This window comes from Amycolatopsis silviterrae (genome assembly GCF_042684085.1).
GTDB classification, from domain to species: Bacteria; Actinomycetota; Actinomycetes; order Mycobacteriales; family Pseudonocardiaceae; genus Amycolatopsis; species Amycolatopsis silviterrae.
This window is the reverse complement of record NZ_JBHUKS010000005.1, coordinates 91112-111442: the sequence shown is the minus strand read 5'-3', so window position 1 is coordinate 111442 and position 20331 is coordinate 91112. Positions and strand designations below refer to the sequence as shown.

The following is a 20331-nucleotide window of genomic DNA, read 5'->3' as shown; positions in this document are numbered from 1 at the left end:
GTTGCGTTCACAGACAGGCACAGACGAAGAGCCACTGTCAGCGGTCTTCGTCGTGTCTGTTTTTTTCATTGCCGGGATCGCTGACAGCCAGCGCAGAAAGTTGGCGGTCCATGAGTTCACCCACGGTCCGGGCGTCGCGATCGATCGCGAACGTTTCGCAGGTCAGCGCGCTGATCAACACGTTGTCGAAGTTGCCGCGCAAGGCGAACCTGCTGTGGTACCTGGTCCTGGGCGGACTGTTCCTGGACGCCTACTCCAACGCCGCGCTCGGCGCCGGCCTCGCGCCGATGACCAAGGAGCTGGGGCTCGGCGCGGGCCAGGTCGGCCTGCTCACCGCGACCGCGCCCGCGGTCGCCATCGTGTTCAACCCGGTCGGCGGCTGGCTGGCCGCGCGGATCGGCCGGGTCAAACCGCTGATCGCGGCCAAGGCGATCGCCGGGCTCGGCGCGGTCCTCACCGCCACCGGCGGCAGCTTCGAGGCGGTCTGGGCCGGGCGCGGGCTGGTCGGCGTCGCCTACGGCATCGACTTCGCGGTGGCGATGGCGCTGCTCGCCGAGTACACCCCGGCGAAGCTGCGCGGGCGGCTGAACCTGTGGCAGTCGGTCTGGTACGTGGCCACCACGGTGAACCTGGCGCTGACGCTGGCGTTCTACCAGGCCGGCGTCTCGGTGGAGATCTGGCGCTGGTCGGTCGGCTCGGCCGGGGTCTTCGCGCTCGCGCTGCTGGTGCTGCAGGTCGCGTTCCTCGCCGAAAGCCCGTCGTGGCTCGCGGCCAAGGGACGGCTGTCCGAGGCGGCGCGCAGCCTCCGCCGGATCTACGGTTTCCAGGTGACGCCGGGAACGCCCAGCGGCGGCGAAGCGGCCGAGGAGCGCAAGATCGGGTTCCGGCAGGCGGGCGTGCTGTTCCGCAAGCCCTACCTGCCGCGCACGTTCCTGTCCACGGCGATCTCGCTGACCCAGGCGATGCAGTACTTCGCGGTCGGCTGGTATCTCCCGGTGATCAGCCTCGCGATCTTCGGCGACAAATTCGAAACGGCCACGCTCGGGTCGATGATCTTCAACGTCGCCGGGATCGTCGGCGGCGCGCTGTCGGCGTACTTCGGCCGGAAGATCGGGCTGCGGGTCAGCTCGGCGATCGGCTACGCCTTCGCGTTCGCCATCCTGCTGGTGATGGGGCTCGGCTTCGGGAAGCTGCCGATCGCGATCGGGTTCCTGCTGCCGTTCCTGTTCATCTTCTTCCATTCGGCGGGCCCTGGCGCGAACGGCAAGTCGATCGCGGCGCTGTCCTACCGCAGCGACGTGCGCACCCTCGGCACCGGCGTGACCGGCATGCTCGGCAGCTTCGGCAGCGTCGTCGGGCTGTACGTGTTCCCGCAGATCAAGGAGGCGATGGGCCTCGGCCCGACGATCGCGCTGCTCGCCGTGGTGCCGGCGCTCGGCCTGGTGTCCTGCCTGATCGTGCGCTGGGACCCGACCCGCAGCGGCGTCGACCCGGACGACGAGGAGATCTCGCTGCCGGGGAGGACGGCATGACGCGGCGCGGGATCCTGGCCGTCGACGAGGGTTCGACCGGCACCCGGGCGGCCGTCGTCGGCGAGGACGGCGTGTGTGGGCCGTCGTTCTACACCGCCGTCGACGTCGTCCATCCGGAACCGTCGCGAGTGGAGCAGGACGCGGCGCAGCTGCTGGAGCGCACCGTCGGCGTCGCCCGCCAGGCGATCGCGTGGGCGGGGGAGAACGGCGTCGAGATCGTCGGGATGTCGGTGTGCACGCAGCGGGCCACCGCGATCCTGTGGGACCGCGAGACCGGGCAGCCGCTGGCCCCGGCCGTGGTCTGGCAGGACACCCGGTACGCGGACGAGCTGGCGAAGCTCGCCCCGGAGTGGGATCCGGTGCTGTGGGCGGGAACCGGCCGTCCGGTCGGCACCCGTGCTCCGTTCCTGTGGGCCGCGCGGCAGCTCGACCAGCTCGACGTGCCCGCCGATCGCGTGCGGTTCGGTTCGGTGGACACCTGGCTCGTGTGGCATCTCAGCGGCCGCAGCCGGTACGTCATGTCGGCGACCAACGCCGTCGCGTTCGGCGGCTACCGGCTGCGCGAGCACGCGTGGGACCGGGAATGGCTGGCAGCACTGGGTTTCCCGGCCGAGCTGGCCCCGCCGCCGGTCGACGACGACGGCGATTTCGGGTACACCGACCCGGAACTGCTCGGCATCGAGGTGCCGATCGCCGCGGTGATGGGCGACCAGCACGCCTCGCTGATCGCGCTCGGCGCGCTGACCCCGGGCCAGGGCACCTGCGTGCACGGCACCGGCACGTTCGTCGGCGCGCTGGCCGGGGACGAACCGCCGGACGGGCTCGGCAAGGTGGACGGCGTGCTCTGCCTGGTCGGCTGGCGCAGCGCGGGACACAGCCGGTTCAGCCTGGAGGCCTACACCTCGACCACCGGGTCCGCCCTGCGGTGGCTCACCGAGGATCTCGGGCTGTTCCGGTCCGCCGCCGAGATCAGCGAACTGGCCGCGGCCCAGCCGAGAAGCACGTCGACCTGGTTCGTGCCGACGCTGGCCGGGCTGCGCACGCCAGTGCAGCGGCCGGGCGCGCGCGGGGTGCTGACCGGGCTGAGCCTGGCCACCACCCGCGACGTGGTGGCCCGCGCGGTGCTCGACGGGATCGCGCACGCGGTGAGCGACACCGTCGACGCGCTGCGCACGACGATGAACCGGCCGGTGACCCGCCTGCGGTCTGGTGGCGGGCTGGCCGCCAGCGACGTGCTCCTGCAGAGCCAAGCGGATTTCGCCGGTGTCGAGATCGAACGAGTGGCCGATTCGGCGACCGCCAGCCTGCGGGGCGCCGCGTATCTCGCGGGCGTCCGGCTGGGCGTGTGGCCGTCGCTGGCCGAAGCCGTTGCGCACCAGGGCAAAGGCGAGGTCTTCGAGCCTCGGCTGCCCGAGGACGAACGGCGCGAACTGCGGGACCGCTGGCAGGACGTGCTCGCGGCCTCGCTGTCCTGACCGTCCTCAGTGGACGTTCACCAATTTTTGAGTGGAGAGACAAGCTCATGTTCACACTGCCGTCCCGACGGCCGAACGCCGCCGCCGCGAAGGCGACGCTGTCCGCGCCGCTGCGGCTGGACCGCCGCACCGCGCTGACCGGGCTGGAGACCGGCTCGTTCGACGTGCTGGTGATCGGCGGCGGGGTCACCGGCGCCTACACCGCGCTCGACGCCGCCTCGCGCGGCCTGAAAGTGGCGCTGGTCGAGCGCGACGACTTCGCGTCCGGAACCTCGTCCAAGTCGTCCAAGATGGTGCACGGCGGGCTGCGCTACATCGAGCAGGGCAACCTCGACCTGGTCCGGCATTCGCTGCTGGAGCGGCAGCGGTTCCGCCGCAACGCCCCGCATCTGGTGCAGCGGCTGCCTTTCCTGTTCCCGATCCTGGCCAAGGACGGGGTGTTCGACGCCCGCATCGCCAAGGCGTTCGAGAGTCTCTTGTGGACTTACGACCTCGCGGGCGGCTGGCGGATCGGCAAGCTGCACCAGCGCCTGACCGTGGACGAGGTGCTCGCGCACGCCCCGACGCTGCGCGCGGAGAACCTCAAGGGCGGGCTGATGTACTACGACAGCCGCGCGGACGACGCCCGGCTCACGCTGGCGATCGTGCGCAGCGCGGCCCGGCTCGGCGCGGTGGTGGTGAACGGGGCCGAGGTGACCGGCTTGCGCACCGCGGGCGGACGGGTCACCGGTGCCACGGTCCAGGCCGACGGCGAGCAGATCGACATCCGCGCCCGCGTCGTGGTGAACGCGACCGGCGTGTGGGCCGACCGGGTCGAAGGCATGGCCGATAGCGGGCACCAGCCGCAGGTCCGGCCGGCGAAGGGCGTGCACATCGTGCTGCCGTGGGCGAAGATCCGCAACGACTGCACGGTCACCGTGCCGATCCCGGGCCGTGCGCGCCGCGCCACCTGCACTCGCTGGGGCGACGTGGTCGTGGTCGGCACCACCGACACCGACTACACCGGCTCGACCGACGACGTGCACTGCACCCGCGAGGAGATGGATTTCCTCCTTGAAGGGGCCCAGATCGCCTTCGACACCAAGCTGGACGCCAGCGACGTGCTGGGCAGCTACGCGGGCCTGCGCCCGCTCGTCGGCGGCAAGGAGGGCGCGACGCTGGACATGCGCCGCGACCACCACATCACGGTGTCCGCGGGCATGGTCACGGTGACCGGCGGCAAGCTCACCACGAGCAGGCACATGGGCGAGCTGGTCGTGGACAAGGCGCTCGGCCTGCTGGGCCGGAAAGCCAAGTGCCGCACCAAGAACCTGCCGCTGATCGGCGGCGCCGGATACGACGCGGAGGCGACCGCCGCGACCGGCGGCGTCGCCGCGCACCTCGGCGGCCGCTACGGCACCGAGGCGCGGTTCGTGAGCGCGCTGGTCGACGAGAACCCGGAGCTGGGGGAGCCGCTCATCGACGGGCAGCCGTTCCTCAAGGCCGAGGTCGTGTTCGCGGCCCGCTCGGAGATGGCGCGTTCGGTGGACGACGTGCTGTCGCGGCGGACCCGGCTGCGGCTGTTCGCGCGGGACGCGTCGGTCGAGGCCGCGCCGCTCGTCGGCGAGCTGCTCGGCGCCGAACTCGGCCTGAGCCCGGAAACCGTGGCCGCGCAAGTGGAGCAGTACCGGGCGGACGTCGCCCGGGAGAAGTCGATCCTGTTCGGAGACAACCTGTTGGGAGCCAACGCATGATCAGCCGCCAGACCGTCACGCACCCGTTCAACCGGGGCAACTACGTGGTCGGCGCGCCGACGCCGCCGCGCTGGGGCGCCCGCACCGAGGTGGGCGCGGGCGACGCGTCGCTGCAGACGGCCGCCGTGGCCGTGCCCGCCGAGGTGACCGAGGCGCTGCGCGGGATCGCCGACGCGGTGCACACCGAACGCGACGAGGTCGTGCTGCGCACCCGCGACTGGTGGGCGGGCTCGATGATCGGCGAGACCGCGGGCGCCCCGGCGACCCCGGACGCGGTGATCGCCGAGGTGAGCACCGTCGAGCAGATCCAGGCCGCGGTCCGGCTGTGCGGCGAGCACCGGGTGCCGCTGACCGTGTCGGCGGGCCGCAGCAACGTCACCGGTGCCGCGCTGCCGGTGTACGGCGGTGTCGTGCTGGATGTGTGCGGGCTCAACCAGATCGTCTCCTTCGACGCCGAATCGCAGATCGTCGAAGTGCAGGCGGGCATGTTCGGCGACCTCTTCGAGAAGGAGCTGCAGGAAACGCACGGCGCGACCACCGGCCACTGGCCGTCCGCGTTCGCGATCTCCACCGTCGGCGGCTGGGTGGCCTGCCGCGGCGCGGGCCAGCTGTCCACTCGCTACGGGAAAATCGAGGACATGGTCGTCGGCCTCGACGTCGTGCTCGCCGACGGCACGCTGGCCCGCTTCGGCGACTACCCGCGCGCCGCGACCGGCCCGGACCTGCGGCAGCTGTTCGTCGGCTCGGAGGGCACGCTCGGCGTGATCACCGCGGTGCGGCTGCGCACGCACCCGCTGCCGACGTACTCGAAGGCCATCGCGTACGGCTTCGAGACGTTCGCCGCCGGTCTCGACGCCTGCCGCCGGATCATGCAGCGCGGCGCCACCCCGGCCGCGATGCGGCTGTACGACAAGCACGAGAGCGGCACGCACTTCGGGCAGCCGGACACCAACCTGCTGCTGATCGCCGACGAGGGCGACCCGGTGCTGGTCGACGCGATGATCAAGGTCAGCGCCGAGGAATGCGCGGCGAACGGGTCCGAAATGGACGGTCAGCCGGTGTTCGAGCGCTGGCTGGACGAGCGGATGCTGGTCGGCAAGTCCGCCGACGGCTTCACCCCGGGCCCCGGTTTCGTCGCCGACACCCTGGAGATGGCCGGTTCGTGGTCCGCGCTCCCGGCGATCTACGACGAGGTGGTGGCCGCGATCGAGGCGGTGCCGGGCACGCTGGCCGCGTCCGCGCACCAGTCGCACGCCTACACCGACGGCGCGTGCCTGTACTTCTCGCTGCGCGGCGACGTCGAGCCGGAGAAGCGGCGGCACTGGTACCGGTCGGCGTGGGACGCGGCGAACGCGGTGCTGGTGCGGCACGGCGCGGCGCTGAGCCACCACCACGGGTCGGGGCTGCTGCGCGGGCCGTACCTGGCGGACGCCCTCGGCACCGGATTCGGCACGTTCGTCGAGGTCAAGCGCGCTTTGGACCCGGCTGGCCTGCTGAACCCCGGGAAGCTCGGCCTTCCCACCGAGCTGGGCCCGAACCCGCTGGACTCGGCGAGCTGAGTCGGTCTTGAGGTCCGTGAAGGGAACCCTGAGGGACTCTGATTCCCCCAGGGTTCCCCTCACGGACAGTCGCGGAACGGCATGAAACGGTGGACGGCATGAACGAGAAGATCACGGCGGCGTTCGAGGACGTCCCGGTGTGCGCGTCGGTCGTCGGTGTCGCGAAGGTGCCGGATTTCGTGGCCGCGGCGTCCCGGGTCGGGATCCTGGCGTCGGTCCCGGTGGGGCAGCTGCCGAAGATCGTGGCGGCGCTGGCCGGGCGGGACAAGCTCGTGTTCGTCAACATCGATTCGTGCCCCGGCCTCGCCACCGACCGGGCGGGCGTCGACTTCCTGCAGGAGATCGGGGCGGCCGGGGTGGTCAGCACCCGGGTCGCCCCGATCGAACGGGCGCGGGCGCTGTCGATGCTGACCATGCACAAGGTGTTCGTCACCGACCGGTCCAACCTGAACCGGAGCCTGGAGGCGGTCAAGCGCAGCGGGCCGGACCTGGTGGAGCTGATGCCCGCGCCGATCATCCCGTGGATGTCGGCGGCCGCGCGAGAGGTCATGTCGCCGTTCGTCGCGGCCGGTTTCGTCACCGACCGCGACGGGGTGGCGCATTCGTTGGCGATGGGCGCGGCGGCTGCCGCGTCCTCCGATCCGGGGCTGTGGTCGCTGACCCGGTCCCGGCTGCGTACAGGAGAAGAATGAGTTTCGTAGTGGTGGCCCGGTATGTGACCGCGGAGCGGGACCGGGTCGTCGAACTGCTCGGCCCGATGGCGGAGGCGTCGCGGCGCGAGCCGGGGTGCCTGCGCTACACCGTCCACACGGGAATCGAGGACGGGGTCGTGGTCATCGTCGAGGAGTACCAGGGCGAGGAAGACTTCGCGGCGCACTGCGCGTCGGAGCACTTCACCCGGATCGTGCTCGGCGAGGTTGTGCCGCTGCTGTCCGAGCGGCAGGTCACCCGCTGCGTCCCGGTGAGCGCGTGATGGAGGTCCGCGGCGCGGTCCTGCGCGAGGTCGGGAAACCGCTGGAGATCGAGACGCTGACGCTGGCCCCGCCCGGGCCCGGCGAGCTGCTGGTTCGGGTGCGCGCGGCCGGGCTGTGCCATTCGGACCTGTCGGTGATCGACGGATCGCGTCCGCGCCCGGTGCCGATGGTGCTCGGGCACGAGGCGGCCGGCGAGGTGGTCGAAGCGGGTCCGGGCAGCGACTTCCGGCCCGGCGAGCACGTCGTCCTCACGTTCGTGCCGTCGTGCGGCGACTGCGCTCCGTGCACGGCGGGCCGTCCCGCGCTGTGCGGTCCGGCCGCGGCGGCCAACCGCGAGGGCACGTTGCTCGGCGGGGACGTCCGGTGGTCGTCGCCAGCCGGGAATCCCTTGCACCACCTCGGGGTTTCGGCGTTCGCCTCGCACGTGGTCGTGTCCGACCGGTCGGCGGTGCGGATCGACAAAGCGTTGCCGTTCGAGATCGCGGCGTTGTTCGGCTGCGCGGTGCTGACCGGCGCCGGCGCGGTGTTCAACGCGGCCGACGTGCGTCCTGGCGACAGCGTGGCCGTGTTCGGTCTCGGCGGCGTCGGCTTGTCCGCGCTGCTCGCCGCGAAGGCCGCCGGTGCCAGCACCCTGCTCGCGATCGATCCCGTCGAGAGCAAGCGGGAGCTGGCGCGTTCGCTGGGCGCCACGGTGCTGACCGGCGACGTCGCGGAGATCCGCGAGCGGACCGGCGGCGGCGTGGACTACGCCGTCGACACCACCGGCGTGGTCGCCGCGCTGAGCCAGGCGTACGAGGCGACCCGGCCGGGCGGGACGACGGTCACGGTGGGCCTGCCGGACCCGTCGGCCGGGCTGACCCTGCCCGCGCAAAGCCTGGTGGCCGAGGAGAAAACCCTGCGGGGCAGCTACCTCGGCTCGTGCGTGCCGCGGCGGGACGTGCCCCGGTTCATCGCGCTGTACCAGGCCGGGCTGCTGCCGGTGGAGGCGTTGCTGACGCACTCGATCGCGCTGGAGGAGATCAACACCGGCTTCGCGCGGCTGCGGGACGGGGGCGCGGTCCGTCAGGTGATCTCCTTCTGAACCGCGCCCGGCCCGGTCACGAGTCGCCGCGCAGCGAGGCGGTCGCGATGGTGGCCGCGTTGATGGCGCTCTTGGCCACCCTGGTCGAGGAGTTGGAGTTGAGTTCGCTCAGCGTCGCCCGGTTCAGCGCGTGGACGGCCCATTCGTAGGTGTGGTTCGTCGTGCACGGGCCCTGGTAGCCGAAGAAGTTCGCGCTGCCGCGGTAGTAGGCCTGCCGGGATCCGGCCGGGACCGACGGCTGGTAGGCGTGGTCGACGTTGCGAGGCAGCCCGGCGGCGGCGACCGGGATGTCGTAGATGACCCAGTGGATGATGCCGTTGTCGAGGTCGTGCATGACGATCGCGTAGCTCTTGGCCGCGTCCGGTCCGCCGGACCAGTCCAGCGGCGGGGACTCGTTCTTCTTCCTGGGGTCGCCGTCGCCGCTGCTGGCGCAGTCGTGGGCCTTGGGGATCAAGCCGCCGTCGGCGAACGCGGTGCTGGACAGGGCGAACGCGTTCCGGCCCGTGCTCGCCGACGCGGCGGCGGGGCTGAGACTCGCGGCGCAGAGGACGAGCAGGGCGAAGAGAGCGATTCTGGTGCGTCTCACTGGAGGCTCCCGAGGCGGCTGGTGGTCTCTTGTCCTTTCGAGGGGTGAGTGTGCGCCGGAACCGCCGGGGACCGTCGGGCCAGCGGCAGGGAGTACCACGTTTCCCGTCAAGAGTGACATGGTCCGTAGGGTGCGGGATATGACCGTTACCCGGGAGCTGGCCGGCGTCGTGCGCGCCGCATTCGGCGCGCGTGAGCTGGTTTCGGCGGAACGCCTGCGCGGCGGCTCGAAAAAAGGCGTCTACCGGCTGACCCTGGACGACCGCACGACCAGCGTCGCCTACGTGTGGAACGCCGGCGAAAACTACTGGCCGGAAGCGGCGACGGAGGACGGCGACCCGTTCGGGCACAGCGGCGGCGTCGGGTTGTTCGCGGCCGCGCACGCCGCGTTGTCCGAGGCCGGGGTCCGGGTGCCCGAGGTGATTCTCCTCGACGATGCCGTCGCGCTGGTGGAAGACGTGCGCGGCGGCTCGCTGGAAACCCTGATGGACCAGGACCCGCCCCGCGCCCGGCACGTGCTGGCCCGGCTCGGCGAGGCCGTCCAGACCCTGCACTCTTGTACGCGGAGCGCGCGAACCGGCCCGCTGGAACACCTCGTGCTGCGCCGCGCGCTGGACCACCTCGCCGAGGCCGCCGCCCGGGTGGAGCCGATCGCGGCCGTCGAGCGCCGTCTCGCGGAGCTGCTCGGCGAGCGGCACGCCGCCGTGGCGCCCCGCGGGGAGGACCGGTTGATCCACGGCGAACTGGGCCCCGACCACGTCCTCGTCGACGAGCACGACGAACCGGTGCTGATCGACATCGAGGGCGCGATGTTCTTCGACGTCGAATGGGAGCACGTCTTCCTGGAACTGCGTTTCGGCGCCGATTACCGCTACTTCCGCAATTCCGAGCTGGACCTCGACCGGATGCGGTTCTACCGCCTCGCCCAGTATCTTTCCCTGGTGGCCGGACCGCTGCGGCTGCTCGACGGCGATTTCCCGCACCGGGCCGGGATGCTGGACATCGTGGACCAGAACATCGCCCGCACGCTCGGGCAGCTCGGCTGATTGGCCGCCGGCGCAGAATCCATTGTGGAGCGCCACAAGGATCGCCGTCGCCGCCGTTCGCGCGGGTATCGTCGGAGGACTCGGAAAACGCGACGATCACTCGGAGGACCGGTGCCGGTGGCGACCTCGGCCGCGCCCGCGCGCTCGTTCGACGGCGACTGGTGGCACGCCGGCCGGGTGGCGGCCGGGCTGCTGGTCCCCGGGCTGGCGCTGCTCGCCGCGGGCCGCCCGGACCTGATCATTTTCGCCGCGTTCGGCTCGTTCGCCGGGATGTACGGCCGGGCCGAGACGCGCGCGCTCCGCTTACGGCACCAGCTCCAGGCGGGTGCGGTGCTGCTGAGCGGGGTCGCGCTGGGCGTGCTGCTGTCGGCGTGTCACGCGCCGCCGTGGCTGCTGGTGGTCACCGAAGCCGTGTTCTCGTTCGGCTGCGCGCTGGTGACGAATCGCCTGGACTTGAGCCCGCGCGGCCCGTTCTTCGGCATTTTCGCCCTCGGCGCGATCGCCTTGGTGCCAGCTGGCCGAGTAGAACCGTGGGCGGGAATCGCGTTGTGCGCGGGCACGATCGCCGGATGTGTCCTCATTGGACTGACCGGACCGGACCGCTCCGCCGCCCCGGCGACCACGACGTGCGCGCCGGACTGCGGTCTCGCCTGCGCCCTCGTGCACGCGGCCCGCTACGCGGCGGCGATCGCGGCCGCGGGCGTGGTCGGCTTGCTGCTCGGCGTAGACCACGCGAACTGGGCGATGGCGTCGGCCGCCGTGCCGCTCGCGGCGGCCGATCCGCGCAGCCGGCTGCATCCGGGGCTGCGCAGCGTGCTGGATCGCAGCGCGCACCGGGTCCTCGGCACGCTGGCCGGGCTGGCGGTCACGGCGTTGCTGCTGCTGCCGGGATTCGGGGCGGAGCCGCTGGCGCTGGCGGTGATCGTGCTGCTGTTCCCGACGGAGCTGTTCATGTCCCGGCATTACGGCGTCGCGCTGGGGTTCTTCACCCCGCTGATCCTGGTGATGACGGAACTGGCCGCTCCCGCCGAACCGGCCACCCTGCTCACGGCCCGGGTGGCTGACACGCTGGTCGGCGTCGCGGCCGGCATCGGGGCGGCGGTGCTGGTGCGCGCCCCTTGCCGGACCGCTCGTCCGCAAGCTTCACGTCCGTGAGGGGAACCCTGAGGGAATCAGATTCCCGCAGGGTTCCCCTCACAGACCGCGAACCAGGGCAGTGCAGGCGGCGAGGTATCGATCGGTGTCATGCAGAGCGTTCGACAGTGACCTTCAAATGCTTCATGATCGGCTGGTCGCTCTGGGTGCTGTAGTCGCCGATCGCGCACAGCACGTTCATCTCCGGCATGTACCCGGCCGCGCACCCCCGCGGGATGTCGTACGGCACAGCGCGATACCGCTGCAGCGACCGCGTCGTCCCGTCCTTCGCAGTGGCGGTGATGTCGACCTCGTCGAACTCGCCCAGACCGCGGTCGCGCATGTCCTCGGCGTTGAGGAACACCAGCGTGCGGAGGTTTTTGATCCCCCGGTACCGGTCGTCGTCCGAGTAGATCGTGGTGTTCCACTGGTCGTGCGAGCGCATCGTGCCCAGCGCGAGCGTGCCGGTGGCGGGGACGACGTCCGGCAGGTCCGCGGTGGAGAATTCCGCCCGCTGCGACGGCGTGTGGAAGACGCGTTCGCGCGCGGGCTGGTGGATGCGGAAGCCCAGCGGTGCGCGGACGCGGGTGTTGAAGTCCTCGAAACCGTCCAGCACCCGCGCCATTGTGTCGCGGATCCGGTCGTAGTCGCCGACGTAGTCCGCCCACGGCGTCGCGCTGCCGGGCAGCGTCGCGCTGGCCATTCCGGCGATGATCGCGGGTTCGGAGCGCAGGTGTGGCGATGCGGGCTTCTTCATCCCCGTGGACAGATGGACCATGCTCATCGCGTCCTCGACCGACGTCGACTGGATCCCGGCCGTCTGGAAGTCCTTTTCGGTCCGGCCCAGGCAGGGCAGGATCAGCGCCTGCTTACCGTGTTCGAGGTGGCTGCGGTTGAGTTTCGTGCTCACCTGCACGGTCAGCTCGCACTTGCGCAGCCCGGCCGCGGTGTAGGGCGTGTCCGGCGCGGCGAGGGCGAAGTTGCCGCCCATGCCGACGAACACGCGCACGTCGCCGCGGTGCATCGCTTCGATGGTGCCGACGGTGTCGAGCCCGTGGTGGCGCGGCGGGTCGATGCCGCAGACTTCGGCGAGCTTGTCGAGGAACTCCGAGGTGGGGCGGTGGTCGATGCCGCAGGTGCGGTTGCCCTGCACGTTGCTGTGCCCGCGCACCGGCGACGGGCCGGTCCCGGGGCGGCCGATGTTTCCGCGCAGCAGCAACAGGTTCACGATTTCGCGGACGGTGTCGACGCCGTGCTCGTGCTGGGTCACGCCGAGGCACCAGCTGATGATCGACCGCTCGGCCGCGCGGTAGATCTTCGCCGCCGCCCGGATTTCGGCTTCGGCCAGTCCGGACTGCCGTTCCAGCTCGGCCCAGGACGTGGTTTCGCAGACGGCGCGGTACTTCTCGAGTCCGGAGGTATAAGCCTGGAGGAATTCCGTGTTGATCGCGTGCGGATCGGTTTCGGCCATTTCGAACAGCGCCTTCGCCATGCCGCGGATCAGCGCGAGGTCGCCGCCGATGCGCGGCTGCAGGTTGAGCGTGGACGTCGGGGTGGCGCGGAAGGTGGCCATCCGGGCGAAGTCGTGCGGGATGATCGTGCGCGTGGCCCCGGCCTCGACCAGCGGGTTGACGTGCACGATCTGCGCGCCGCGCCGGTGCGCCTCGGCGAGCGCGGTGAGCATCCGGGGCGCGTTCGACGCCGCGTTGACGCCCATCACGAACAGCGCGTCGGCCTGCTCCCAGTCGTGGATGTCGGCGGTGCCCTTGCCGGTGCCGATGGCGGCCTGCAGCGCGCGGCCGCTGGCCTCGTGGCACATGTTCGAGCAGTCCGGCAGGTTGTTCGTGCCGAATTCGCGGGCCCAGAGCTGGTACAGGAACGTCGCCTCGTTGCCGAGCCGCCCGGACGTGTAGAACGCCGCCTGATCGGGGGAGTCGAGGCCCCGCAGCGCGGCGCCGACCACCTCGAACGCCTTGTCCCACGAGATCGGCACGTACCGGTCGGTCTTCTCGTCGTAGCGCAGCGGTTCGGTGAGCCTGCCCTGCGCCTCCAGCGCGGTGTCGCTCCAGCCGTCCAGTTCGGACACGGTGTGCTCGGCGAAGAATTCCGCGCCGACGCGTTTGCGGGTCATCTCCCACGTGACGTGCTTGATGCCGTTTTCGCAAATGTCGAGATGCAGGCCCTTGGTGTCGTCCGGCCACGCGCAGCCCGGGCAGTCGAACCCGCCGTTCTCGTGGTTCATCTTCACGATGGCGCGCGGGCCGGCGAGCAGCTCCCGTTCCCGGACGAGGAACTGCGTCACGCTTTTCGCCGCGCCCCAGCCCGCGGCCGGATGGTGGTAAGGCTTGAACTCCGGCTGGTCGTCGCGCTGCTGGTCGTCCACCGTAACCCTCTCGGCCGAAAACTGTGCTTCTCTTCCCGATTCAAGCACAACGACCCGGCGAGGGCATCCGGAAGGGGAATGCGGACAACGTCGTTGTGGGCGGCGACAAACATTTCTGTTCCGCTCCACAATAGCGCGGGAAAATGGTGCGGCCGGCCTTGACGGTACCGTTTCGCCCGAGTAGACCGGACCGGGAAATCGGCCCTCGTTTTCGGGGAAAGGAAATCCGCGTGGCAGCCGTGCCGGAAGGCGTGCGTCGTGACGAGGGCTCCGGCGGAGGTAGCATCCCGGGCATTGCCGACCGGGAGGACAGCGCTGTGCGGACCGCCGCCCTGACCGAACTCGTCGCGTGGGCCGACGAGCGGCTGCCCCGGCTGATCGACGACGTCTGCGCGGCGAGCTGCGAGCGGATCGAGCTGTACCGGGACGAGAAGATCGTGCCGCGCGCGGACCTGCACCGGTCGGTCGCGGTGAACCTCCGGTTCATGGTGGACGCGCTGGCCAGCAGCGAGCCCCCGGACCAGCGCGCGCCGAAGGAGACCGGACGGCGCCGCGCGCACCAGGGCGCGCCGCTGCCCGAGGTGCTGCAGGTGTACCGGATCGCCTGCGCGATGCTGTGGGACCTGCTGGCCGCCCGTGCCCGCGAGATCGGCAACACCGACGTGCTGATCGAGGTCGCCAGCCTGCTGTGGCAGGTCACCGACGAGCACGCGGTGCGCGTGACCGAGGCGTACCGGGCGGCGAGCGCGGAACTGCTCGTCGCGCAGCAGCGGCGGCGGTCCGCGCTGGCCGAGGCGCTGCTGACCGGCCAGCGCGTGTCCGACGCCGGGCCGTGGGAGGCCGGGCGGCTGCTCGGCCTGTCGCTGGACGGGAAGCTGGCCGTGGTCGCGGCCGAAACGCGCGGGCTGGCCGAGGAGAGCCTGGTCGGCGTCGAACGGCGGCTCGGGCAGCTCGGCATCGTGTCGGCGTGGCATCTCTCGCCGACGCTGCAGGCGGGCGTGGTGTCGCTGCGCGAGGACCAGTACGACGAACTGCTCGCCCTGCTGCGCGAACTGGCGCTCGCCCGCACCGGCGTCAGCCCGCTGTTCCGTTCGCTGGCCGATACCCCGCGTGCGGTCCACCTGGCCCGGACCGCGCTGTCCGGCATCCCGCCGGAACGGGGCGAGGTCCGCGCGTTCGACCCGAGCCCGCTGGCCGCGTTCGTCGCCTACGACCCGGACGAGGGCCGCCGGCTGGGCGAGCAGGTGTTCGGCGCGGTGCTGGAATTGCCCGCGGAGGAACGCGAAGTGCTGCTCGAAACGCTGGACGCGTACTTCTCCCGCGGCGGTTCGGCCGACCGCGCCGGGCAGGCCCTGCACTGCCACGCCAACACCGTCCGGTACCGGCTGCGCCGGATCCGGGAACTCACCGACCGGTCGCTCACCGACCCGCGCGACGTCGCCGAACTGGTCGCCGCGATGCAAGCGCTGCGCGCCGACTCCGCGCGCGGCGACTGAAAGCCGTTGGCGCGCAAGACTTGAGGGGACCACTATGACCGAACCACGCCGCATCGCCGCCGCCACCATGGGAAATCCGGGCGGCGGGCTCTTCGACAACCCGTGGCCGCCGGGATCCCCGGCGGTGGGGCAGCGGGTCGCGGTCTTCGCCTACGAGGTGACGAAGGTCGACGGCGTCGCGGCGGACGCGCGGAGCTTCCACGTCGCTCCGGTCGAAACGGCCGCGTGGGGCCCGATCGGGCCCAGCCGCGACGAGTCGCAGGGGATCGAGGTCGCCTGGCGCGGCTGCGGCACCGGGACTGTCGTGCGGGCGAGGGGCGCGGACGAACGCACCTGCGACGTGACACCGGATTCCCGGACAATCCCGTGGGGAGAGGACGATGTCTGAGCAGTGGTACTACAACACGCGCACGCACGAGGTCGAGCGCGGCCGTCAGTCGCGCGGCGTGGACCGGCTCGGTCCGTACCCTGACGAGGCCACCGCGCGACGGGCGCTGGAGCTGGCGCGCGAGCGCACCGAAGCGGCGGACCAGGCCGACGCGGAGTGGAACAACCCCCAGTGACCGCCCCGGATTTCCGCGGCGCGACAACGGCCGGCGAGGCGATGCTCCGCGCCCCGAAGGTCCTCGACGCGACGGCCACCGTCGCTGAGGTGCGCGCGCTCTTCGAGGACGACCACGTGCATGCCGCGCTGGTGGTCGCCGGGCGGACGCTGCTGGGGGTCGTGGAGCGGGCGGATCTCGCCGGGCTGCCGGAGGCGCTTCCGGCGTACCGGGCGGGCCGGTTGGCCGGCCGGGTGATCGGGCCGGAGGCGGATCTGTACGCGACGTGGCTGGGGATGCCGCGCCGTCGGCTCGCGGTGGTCGATGAGGACGGCGAGCTGCTGGGGTTGTTGTGTTTGAAGCGGAGCGGGCGCGGGTTTTGTTCGGACGCAGACGTGGCGGCCCGCGGTCGGGCTCGGGCCGCCACCTCCGTCAGCGCCAGTCCACTTTGAACACCCACGCGTGCCGCCCGGCCGCCCGTGCGGACGCAGGCACGTCGATCACCAACCGGCCGTCATGCTGGGTCCAGTGCAGCGGCCCGCCGTGGCCGAGCATCGTCACGCGGTCGCCGCGCCGGATCGGGACCGGGGCGTCGACGACGAGCTGCGAGCCGGGTGCGACCAGCGACGTGAGGTAGAACGCCGAACCCGGCCGCACGGTGAACCGGAGGTCGCCGAGCTGCGCCATCCGGGACCAGTACGTGGTGCGGTAGATGGCTTCTCCGTTGGTGCGCAGCCATTCGCCGGTCTCGCGCAGCCGCTGCTGCATCACCGCCGGGATGGTGCCGTCGAAGTCCGGGCCGATGTCCAGCAGGAAATTGCCATTCTTCGACACGACGTCGACCAGCGTGTGCACCACGTCGTCGGTGGTCATGTACTTGTCGTCCGGCGTCGCGCGGTTGTAGCCGTAGGAGTACGGGTCGAGGCCTCGGCTCGATTCCCACTTCGCGACGACGGTGTTCGGGTACGTCGTGTACTCGGGCGTGGTGAAGTCGTGGTCCGGGATGCCGCCACGGTCGTTGTAAGTGACGTCCTTGGGCCTGCGCCGGTTTTTCGCCCGGTTGAAGTACTCGGTGAGCACCTCCCGGCTGTCGTTCACGCCGCCGATGTCGAACCACAGCACGTCCGGGTCGAAGCCGGAGATCAGCTCCAGCACCTGCGGCGCCTGGAGGTCCTTCACGAAATCGCGGCCGGCGGTGTAGCCGGTGTAGGGCAGTGGCGCGCCGGTGTACGGGTTGCGCGGCGCGTGGCCCATCCACGGGTTGTCCGGGTTGAACCACTCCGGCAGCGAGAAGTACAGGCCGTTGCGCAGGCCCGGGGTGTACCTGCGCGAGGCGGCGAACAGGTCGGCGACGAGATCGCGGCGCGGCCCGAGCTTCTTGGCGTTGCGGCCGCTGACTTTGGTGTCCCACAAGGCGAACCCGTCGTGGTGCTTGGACGTGAGCACGTAGTACTGCGCGCCCGCGTCCTCGATCAGCCGCACCCACGAACGCGGATCGAACTTCGCGGCGGTGAACTGCGGGATGAAGTCGTCGTAGACGAACGATTCGCCGTAGGTCTTGGCGTGGTAAGCGTAGGTGGGGCCGTTGGGGTCCTGCTGGTTGTTCCAGTACCACTCGGCGTACTGCTGCCCGACCGGAGCCCACGCGGGCACCGAGTACACGCCCCAGTGGATGAAGATGCCGAATTTGGCGTCGTTGAACCAATACGGCGCGCGGTGGGTGGACAGGGACGCGTCGGTCGGCCGGAAATCCGGGATGCCGAGCGGGACCGGCAGCGTCCGGGTGGCGATCGTCGACCGGTCGGCGAGCACTCGGATCCGGCCGGTGGCTGGGGTTCCCGCCGGCAGGCCGCGATCAGCGGTCAGGCCGAGCCGCACCGCGGTCTGCTCGCCAGGGGCCAGCCGGGTGATCGGCGCAGGCGTGCGCACCCGGCCGCCTGGGACGTCGAGGGTGACGGTGATCCGGTCGCGCTCGGTGAGCCACACGGTGCCGGTGTTGACGATCGTCGCCTCGACGGCCTGCGGTCCGCCGTCCTGCAGGAGGTTCGCGGTGGCGCGCGCGTCGAGGACGGCGGCCGAACGGCCTTGCGCGACCGGCTGCAGCGTCAGCGCGAACACGTGCAGGCTCGCCACGTTCGCGGCGGGCTGGGCGGTTTTGGGCAGGGTCACCGCGACCGCGTCGCGCGCCGGGTCGATCCACACCTGCGCGGTGCCGATCGACACCGGGTTCTGGTCGGCGACGCCGCCCGGCCCGTAGCGGAAGGTCGACGCGAGGGCGCCGCCGGAGCCGTACCAGTCTGAGCCGGACAGGGTGGCAGTGGTCGTGCTGCCGTCGGCGTAGTGGACCGTCGCGTCGCCTCCGGTGCTGCCGTAGCTGCACGCGACGAGGAACGCGGCGTTGTAGTACCGGCCTTTCGGCAGGTCGATCCGCTGGCCGAGCGCGATGACGTTGTTCTTCGCCCCAGCGGCGGCGGACCCGAGCAGGTACGGCACGCCACCCGCCGTGACCGTGCTGCCCGCCGGGATCTGCTCGGCCGGGAAGGTGTAGCCGGAACCGTCGAAGTTCCCGTCGTGCGCGCTCGCGGAGTCGATGCCGTCGTTGTCGAACCACGCGTCGAGCGGGACCGGCACCGGCGGAGGCGGCGGGACGACCGGGGTGCCCGCGCCGTCCGTGACGACCGGCTGCGCGGGCCCGGCCGTCGCGGTGCCCGGAAGCCCGAGCAGCACCGCGCCGCCGAGCGCCATGCCGAGCGCGTGCCGGCGAGGATAGGTCGTCATGGAACCTCCACGGTGAAGTCCAGTGGTCCGATGCCTGGCGGGGAATTTCTGGATCATCAGGGAAATCGAGCGAGCATCCGGTCGATACATCTGATGAATCATCGTCGGCGCGCACTGGGACGCTGTCAAGGAGATCCCGCTCAGCGGAGCACCGCCGGGGTCCGTCCGCGAAGGGGGTCCGGAGGGTGCAGAGCCGATGCCGGGAACCTGCGCCATGTCGCCTCGGCCTACCTTTGTCCACAATGGACTCAAGCGGGATGAAATGTCTGGTTAAGGTGTTTGTGGCCGTATTTGCAGGTCCGTGAGGGCCACCTTGAGGGAATCAGATTCCCCCAGGGTGGCCCTCACGGACAGCGAACCTCGCGCTTGCGGCACCGCCGCGGCCCGCCAGCGGCGCTGGTCAGGAGCGCAGCCAGACCGCCGTGTCGGTCGGCAGGTCGCCGGTCACCGGGTCGCTGGCCAGCAGAACCTCCGCGTGCGGCGGCAGCGGGACCGGCGAACCGGAGAAGTTGAGCACGAACGTGAACCCCGGCTCCCGGCGAAAGGCCAGCACGTCCTCGCCGAGCGAAAGCCACTCCAGGCTCCCGGCGTCCACCGGGCGCAGCCGAAGTCCGGCGCGATAGAGACTGAGCATCGACGCCGGATCCGCGGCCTGCGCTTCAGCCGTGTACGCCCGCCATTCCGCCGGCTGCGGCAGCCAGGCACCGCCGGGACCGAAGCCGAACGGCGGTTCGTCGCCGGACCACGGCACCGGCACCCGGCAGCCGTCACGGCCGGGGTCGGTGCCGTTCGTGCGCGCCCACACCGGGTCCTGCCGCAGCTCGGCGGGAAGGTCCTCGACCTCCCACAGCCCCAGCTCTTCGCCCTGGTAGACGTACATCCCGCCGGGCAGCGCCATCGTCAGCAGCGCGGCGGCGCGGGCGCGGCGGGTGCCCAGCACCAGATCCACCGAGCTGCCGTGCAGCCGGTCCGCGAACGAAAAGCCGGTGTCGCCCGCCCGGCCGTACCTCGTGACGTGCCGGGTGACGTCGTGGTTCGACAAGACCCAAGCGGGTGGCGCGCCGACGGCGTCGTGCGCTTCCAAGGTCCGCTCGATGACCTCCCGGAAGCGCGCGGAATCCCACGGGCAGACCAGGAAATCGAAGTTGAACGCCGAGTGCAGTTCGTCCCGGCGCAGGTACCGGGCGGTGCGGGACAGGTCGGGCAGCCACATCTCGCCGACCAGCACCCGCTCGCCCGGGTAGCTGTCCGCGATCTTCCGCCACGACCGGTAGATCTCGTGCAGCCCCTCCTGATCGGAGAACGGCGTCTCGTCGCCGTCGGCGACGTCCGGCAGCCGCGCGTCCTTCACCAAGCCGTCAGCGACGTCGATGCGGAACCCGTCCGCGCCGCGGTCGAACCAGAACCGCAGGACGTCCTCGAATTCGGCGCGGACGTCCTGGTTGTCCCAGTTGAAGTCCGGTTGGCGCGAGCTGTAGAGGTGCAGGTACCACTCGCCGTCCGGCACCCGGGTCCACGCGGATCCGCCGAAGCGCGACTTCCAGTTGTTCGGCGGTTCGGCGCCGTCCGGTCCTCGGCCGGGCCGGAACCAGAACCGTTGCCGCGCAGCCGAACCCGGGCCGGCGGCCAGTGCTTCGCGGAACCAGCGGTGCTCGTCGGAGCAGTGGTTCGGCACGATGTCGATGATCACGCGCAGGCCCCGCCCGTGCGCTTCGGCGATCAGTGCCTCCGCCTCGGCGAGGGTGCCGAAAAGCGGGTCCACGTCGCGGAAGTCGGCGACGTCGTAGCCGCCGTCGTCCATCGGCGACGGGTACCACGGGGTGAACCAGAGCGTGTCGACGCCGAGCGCGGCCAGGTGGTCCAGCCGGGCGCGGACGCCGGCGAGGTCGCCGATGCCGTCGCCGTTGCCGTCGGCGAAACTACGCACGTAGATCTGGTAGATCGCCGCGGTGCGCCACCAGCCGGCAGCGGCGTGTCTTGCGGATGCGGTCACGGAAAGAACCCTCCTCGTGG

17 protein-coding genes are annotated in these 20331 nt (G+C 71.2%); 13 read left to right on the top strand and 4 right to left on the bottom strand.

Annotated elements, in window-relative coordinates; translation table 11 throughout:
• Positions 1-110 precede the first annotated feature (110 nt).
• The 7 genes from ACFSVL_RS08695 to ACFSVL_RS08665 all read left to right on the top strand — a co-directional run bounded on the left by ACFSVL_RS08695 (position 111) and on the right by ACFSVL_RS08665 (position 8354).
• A complete protein-coding gene (locus ACFSVL_RS08695; RefSeq protein WP_378302216.1) occupies positions 111-1532 on the top strand; it encodes an MFS transporter in 1422 nt (473 codons plus the stop codon).
• Positions 1529-3007, top strand: coding sequence for an FGGY family carbohydrate kinase (locus tag ACFSVL_RS08690; protein ID WP_378302214.1), 1479 nt, complete (start codon positions 1529-1531; stop codon positions 3005-3007). The genes ACFSVL_RS08695 and ACFSVL_RS08690 overlap by 4 nt, the downstream gene beginning before the upstream one ends.
• 47 nt (positions 3008-3054) lie before the next feature.
• Positions 3055-4740, top strand: a complete 1686-nt coding sequence (locus ACFSVL_RS08685) for a glycerol-3-phosphate dehydrogenase/oxidase (protein WP_378302212.1) — start codon at positions 3055-3057, stop codon at positions 4738-4740.
• Positions 4737-6299, top strand: coding sequence for an FAD-binding oxidoreductase (locus ACFSVL_RS08680; protein WP_378302210.1), 1563 nt, complete (start codon positions 4737-4739; stop codon positions 6297-6299). Before ACFSVL_RS08685 ends, ACFSVL_RS08680 begins: the two co-directional genes overlap by 4 nt.
• A gap of 98 nt (positions 6300-6397) precedes the next feature.
• Positions 6398-6991 (top strand): glycerol-3-phosphate responsive antiterminator, encoded by a 594-nt coding sequence (locus ACFSVL_RS08675; RefSeq protein ID WP_182895052.1) that lies wholly within the window; start codon positions 6398-6400, stop codon positions 6989-6991.
• On the top strand, positions 6988-7272 hold the full coding sequence (locus ACFSVL_RS08670) for a putative quinol monooxygenase (RefSeq protein WP_378302208.1): 285 nt from the start codon (positions 6988-6990) through the stop codon (positions 7270-7272). Before ACFSVL_RS08675 ends, ACFSVL_RS08670 begins: the two co-directional genes overlap by 4 nt.
• Complete coding sequence (locus ACFSVL_RS08665; protein ID WP_378302437.1) at positions 7272-8354, top strand: zinc-binding dehydrogenase; 1083 nt, start codon at positions 7272-7274, stop codon at positions 8352-8354. Before ACFSVL_RS08670 ends, ACFSVL_RS08665 begins: the two co-directional genes overlap by 1 nt.
• A 16-nt stretch (positions 8355-8370) precedes the next feature.
• On the opposite strand, the gene ACFSVL_RS08660 is transcribed toward ACFSVL_RS08665, so the two are convergent.
• Positions 8371-8940, bottom strand: coding sequence for a YbhB/YbcL family Raf kinase inhibitor-like protein (locus ACFSVL_RS08660; protein WP_378302206.1), 570 nt, complete (start codon positions 8938-8940; stop codon positions 8371-8373).
• A gap of 139 nt (positions 8941-9079) precedes the next feature.
• On the opposite strand from ACFSVL_RS08660, the gene ACFSVL_RS08655 reads away from it, so the two are divergent.
• Both ACFSVL_RS08655 and ACFSVL_RS08650 read left to right on the top strand, forming a co-directional pair.
• On the top strand, positions 9080-9985 hold the full coding sequence (locus ACFSVL_RS08655; RefSeq protein WP_378302204.1) for a phosphotransferase family protein: 906 nt from the start codon (positions 9080-9082) through the stop codon (positions 9983-9985).
• A gap of 111 nt (positions 9986-10096) precedes the next feature.
• Positions 10097-11140, top strand: a complete 1044-nt coding sequence (locus ACFSVL_RS08650) for an FUSC family protein (RefSeq protein ID WP_378302202.1) — start codon at positions 10097-10099, stop codon at positions 11138-11140.
• Between the two features lie 88 nt (positions 11141-11228).
• Here ACFSVL_RS08650 and ACFSVL_RS08645 read toward each other — a convergent pair whose 3' ends face one another.
• Positions 11229-13502, bottom strand: coding sequence for an FdhF/YdeP family oxidoreductase (locus ACFSVL_RS08645; RefSeq protein WP_378302201.1), 2274 nt, complete (start codon positions 13500-13502; stop codon positions 11229-11231).
• Between the two features lie 230 nt (positions 13503-13732).
• Here ACFSVL_RS08645 and ACFSVL_RS08640 point away from each other — a divergent pair, with 230 nt between their 5' ends.
• The 4 genes from ACFSVL_RS08640 to ACFSVL_RS08625 are packed head-to-tail and all read left to right on the top strand — an operon-like array spanning position 13733 to position 15992.
• Positions 13733-14998: a PucR family transcriptional regulator gene (locus tag ACFSVL_RS08640; RefSeq protein ID WP_378302199.1), complete on the top strand. Its 1266-nt coding sequence runs from the start codon at positions 13733-13735 to the stop codon at positions 14996-14998.
• Between the two features lie 34 nt (positions 14999-15032).
• Positions 15033-15386, top strand: coding sequence for a hypothetical protein (locus tag ACFSVL_RS08635; RefSeq protein WP_378302197.1), 354 nt, complete (start codon positions 15033-15035; stop codon positions 15384-15386).
• Entirely contained in the window at positions 15379-15561 is a 183-nt protein-coding gene (locus ACFSVL_RS08630) for a hypothetical protein (RefSeq protein ID WP_378302195.1), read from the top strand. The genes ACFSVL_RS08635 and ACFSVL_RS08630 overlap by 8 nt, the downstream gene beginning before the upstream one ends.
• Positions 15558-15992 carry a CBS domain-containing protein gene (locus tag ACFSVL_RS08625; protein ID WP_378302193.1) on the top strand — a complete coding sequence of 145 codons (435 nt, stop codon included), beginning with the start codon at positions 15558-15560 and terminating at the stop codon, positions 15990-15992. Before ACFSVL_RS08630 ends, ACFSVL_RS08625 begins: the two co-directional genes overlap by 4 nt.
• Here ACFSVL_RS08625 and ACFSVL_RS08620 read toward each other — a convergent pair.
• Positions 15973-18318 (bottom strand): alpha-L-fucosidase, encoded by a 2346-nt coding sequence (locus tag ACFSVL_RS08620; RefSeq protein ID WP_378302191.1) that lies wholly within the window; start codon positions 18316-18318, stop codon positions 15973-15975. The genes ACFSVL_RS08625 and ACFSVL_RS08620 overlap by 20 nt on opposite strands.
• Positions 18319-18718: 400 nt before the next feature.
• Positions 18719-20311, bottom strand: a complete 1593-nt coding sequence (locus tag ACFSVL_RS08615) for a glycoside hydrolase family 13 protein (protein WP_378302189.1) — start codon at positions 20309-20311, stop codon at positions 18719-18721.
• Between the last annotated feature and the right edge of the window lie 20 nt (positions 20312-20331).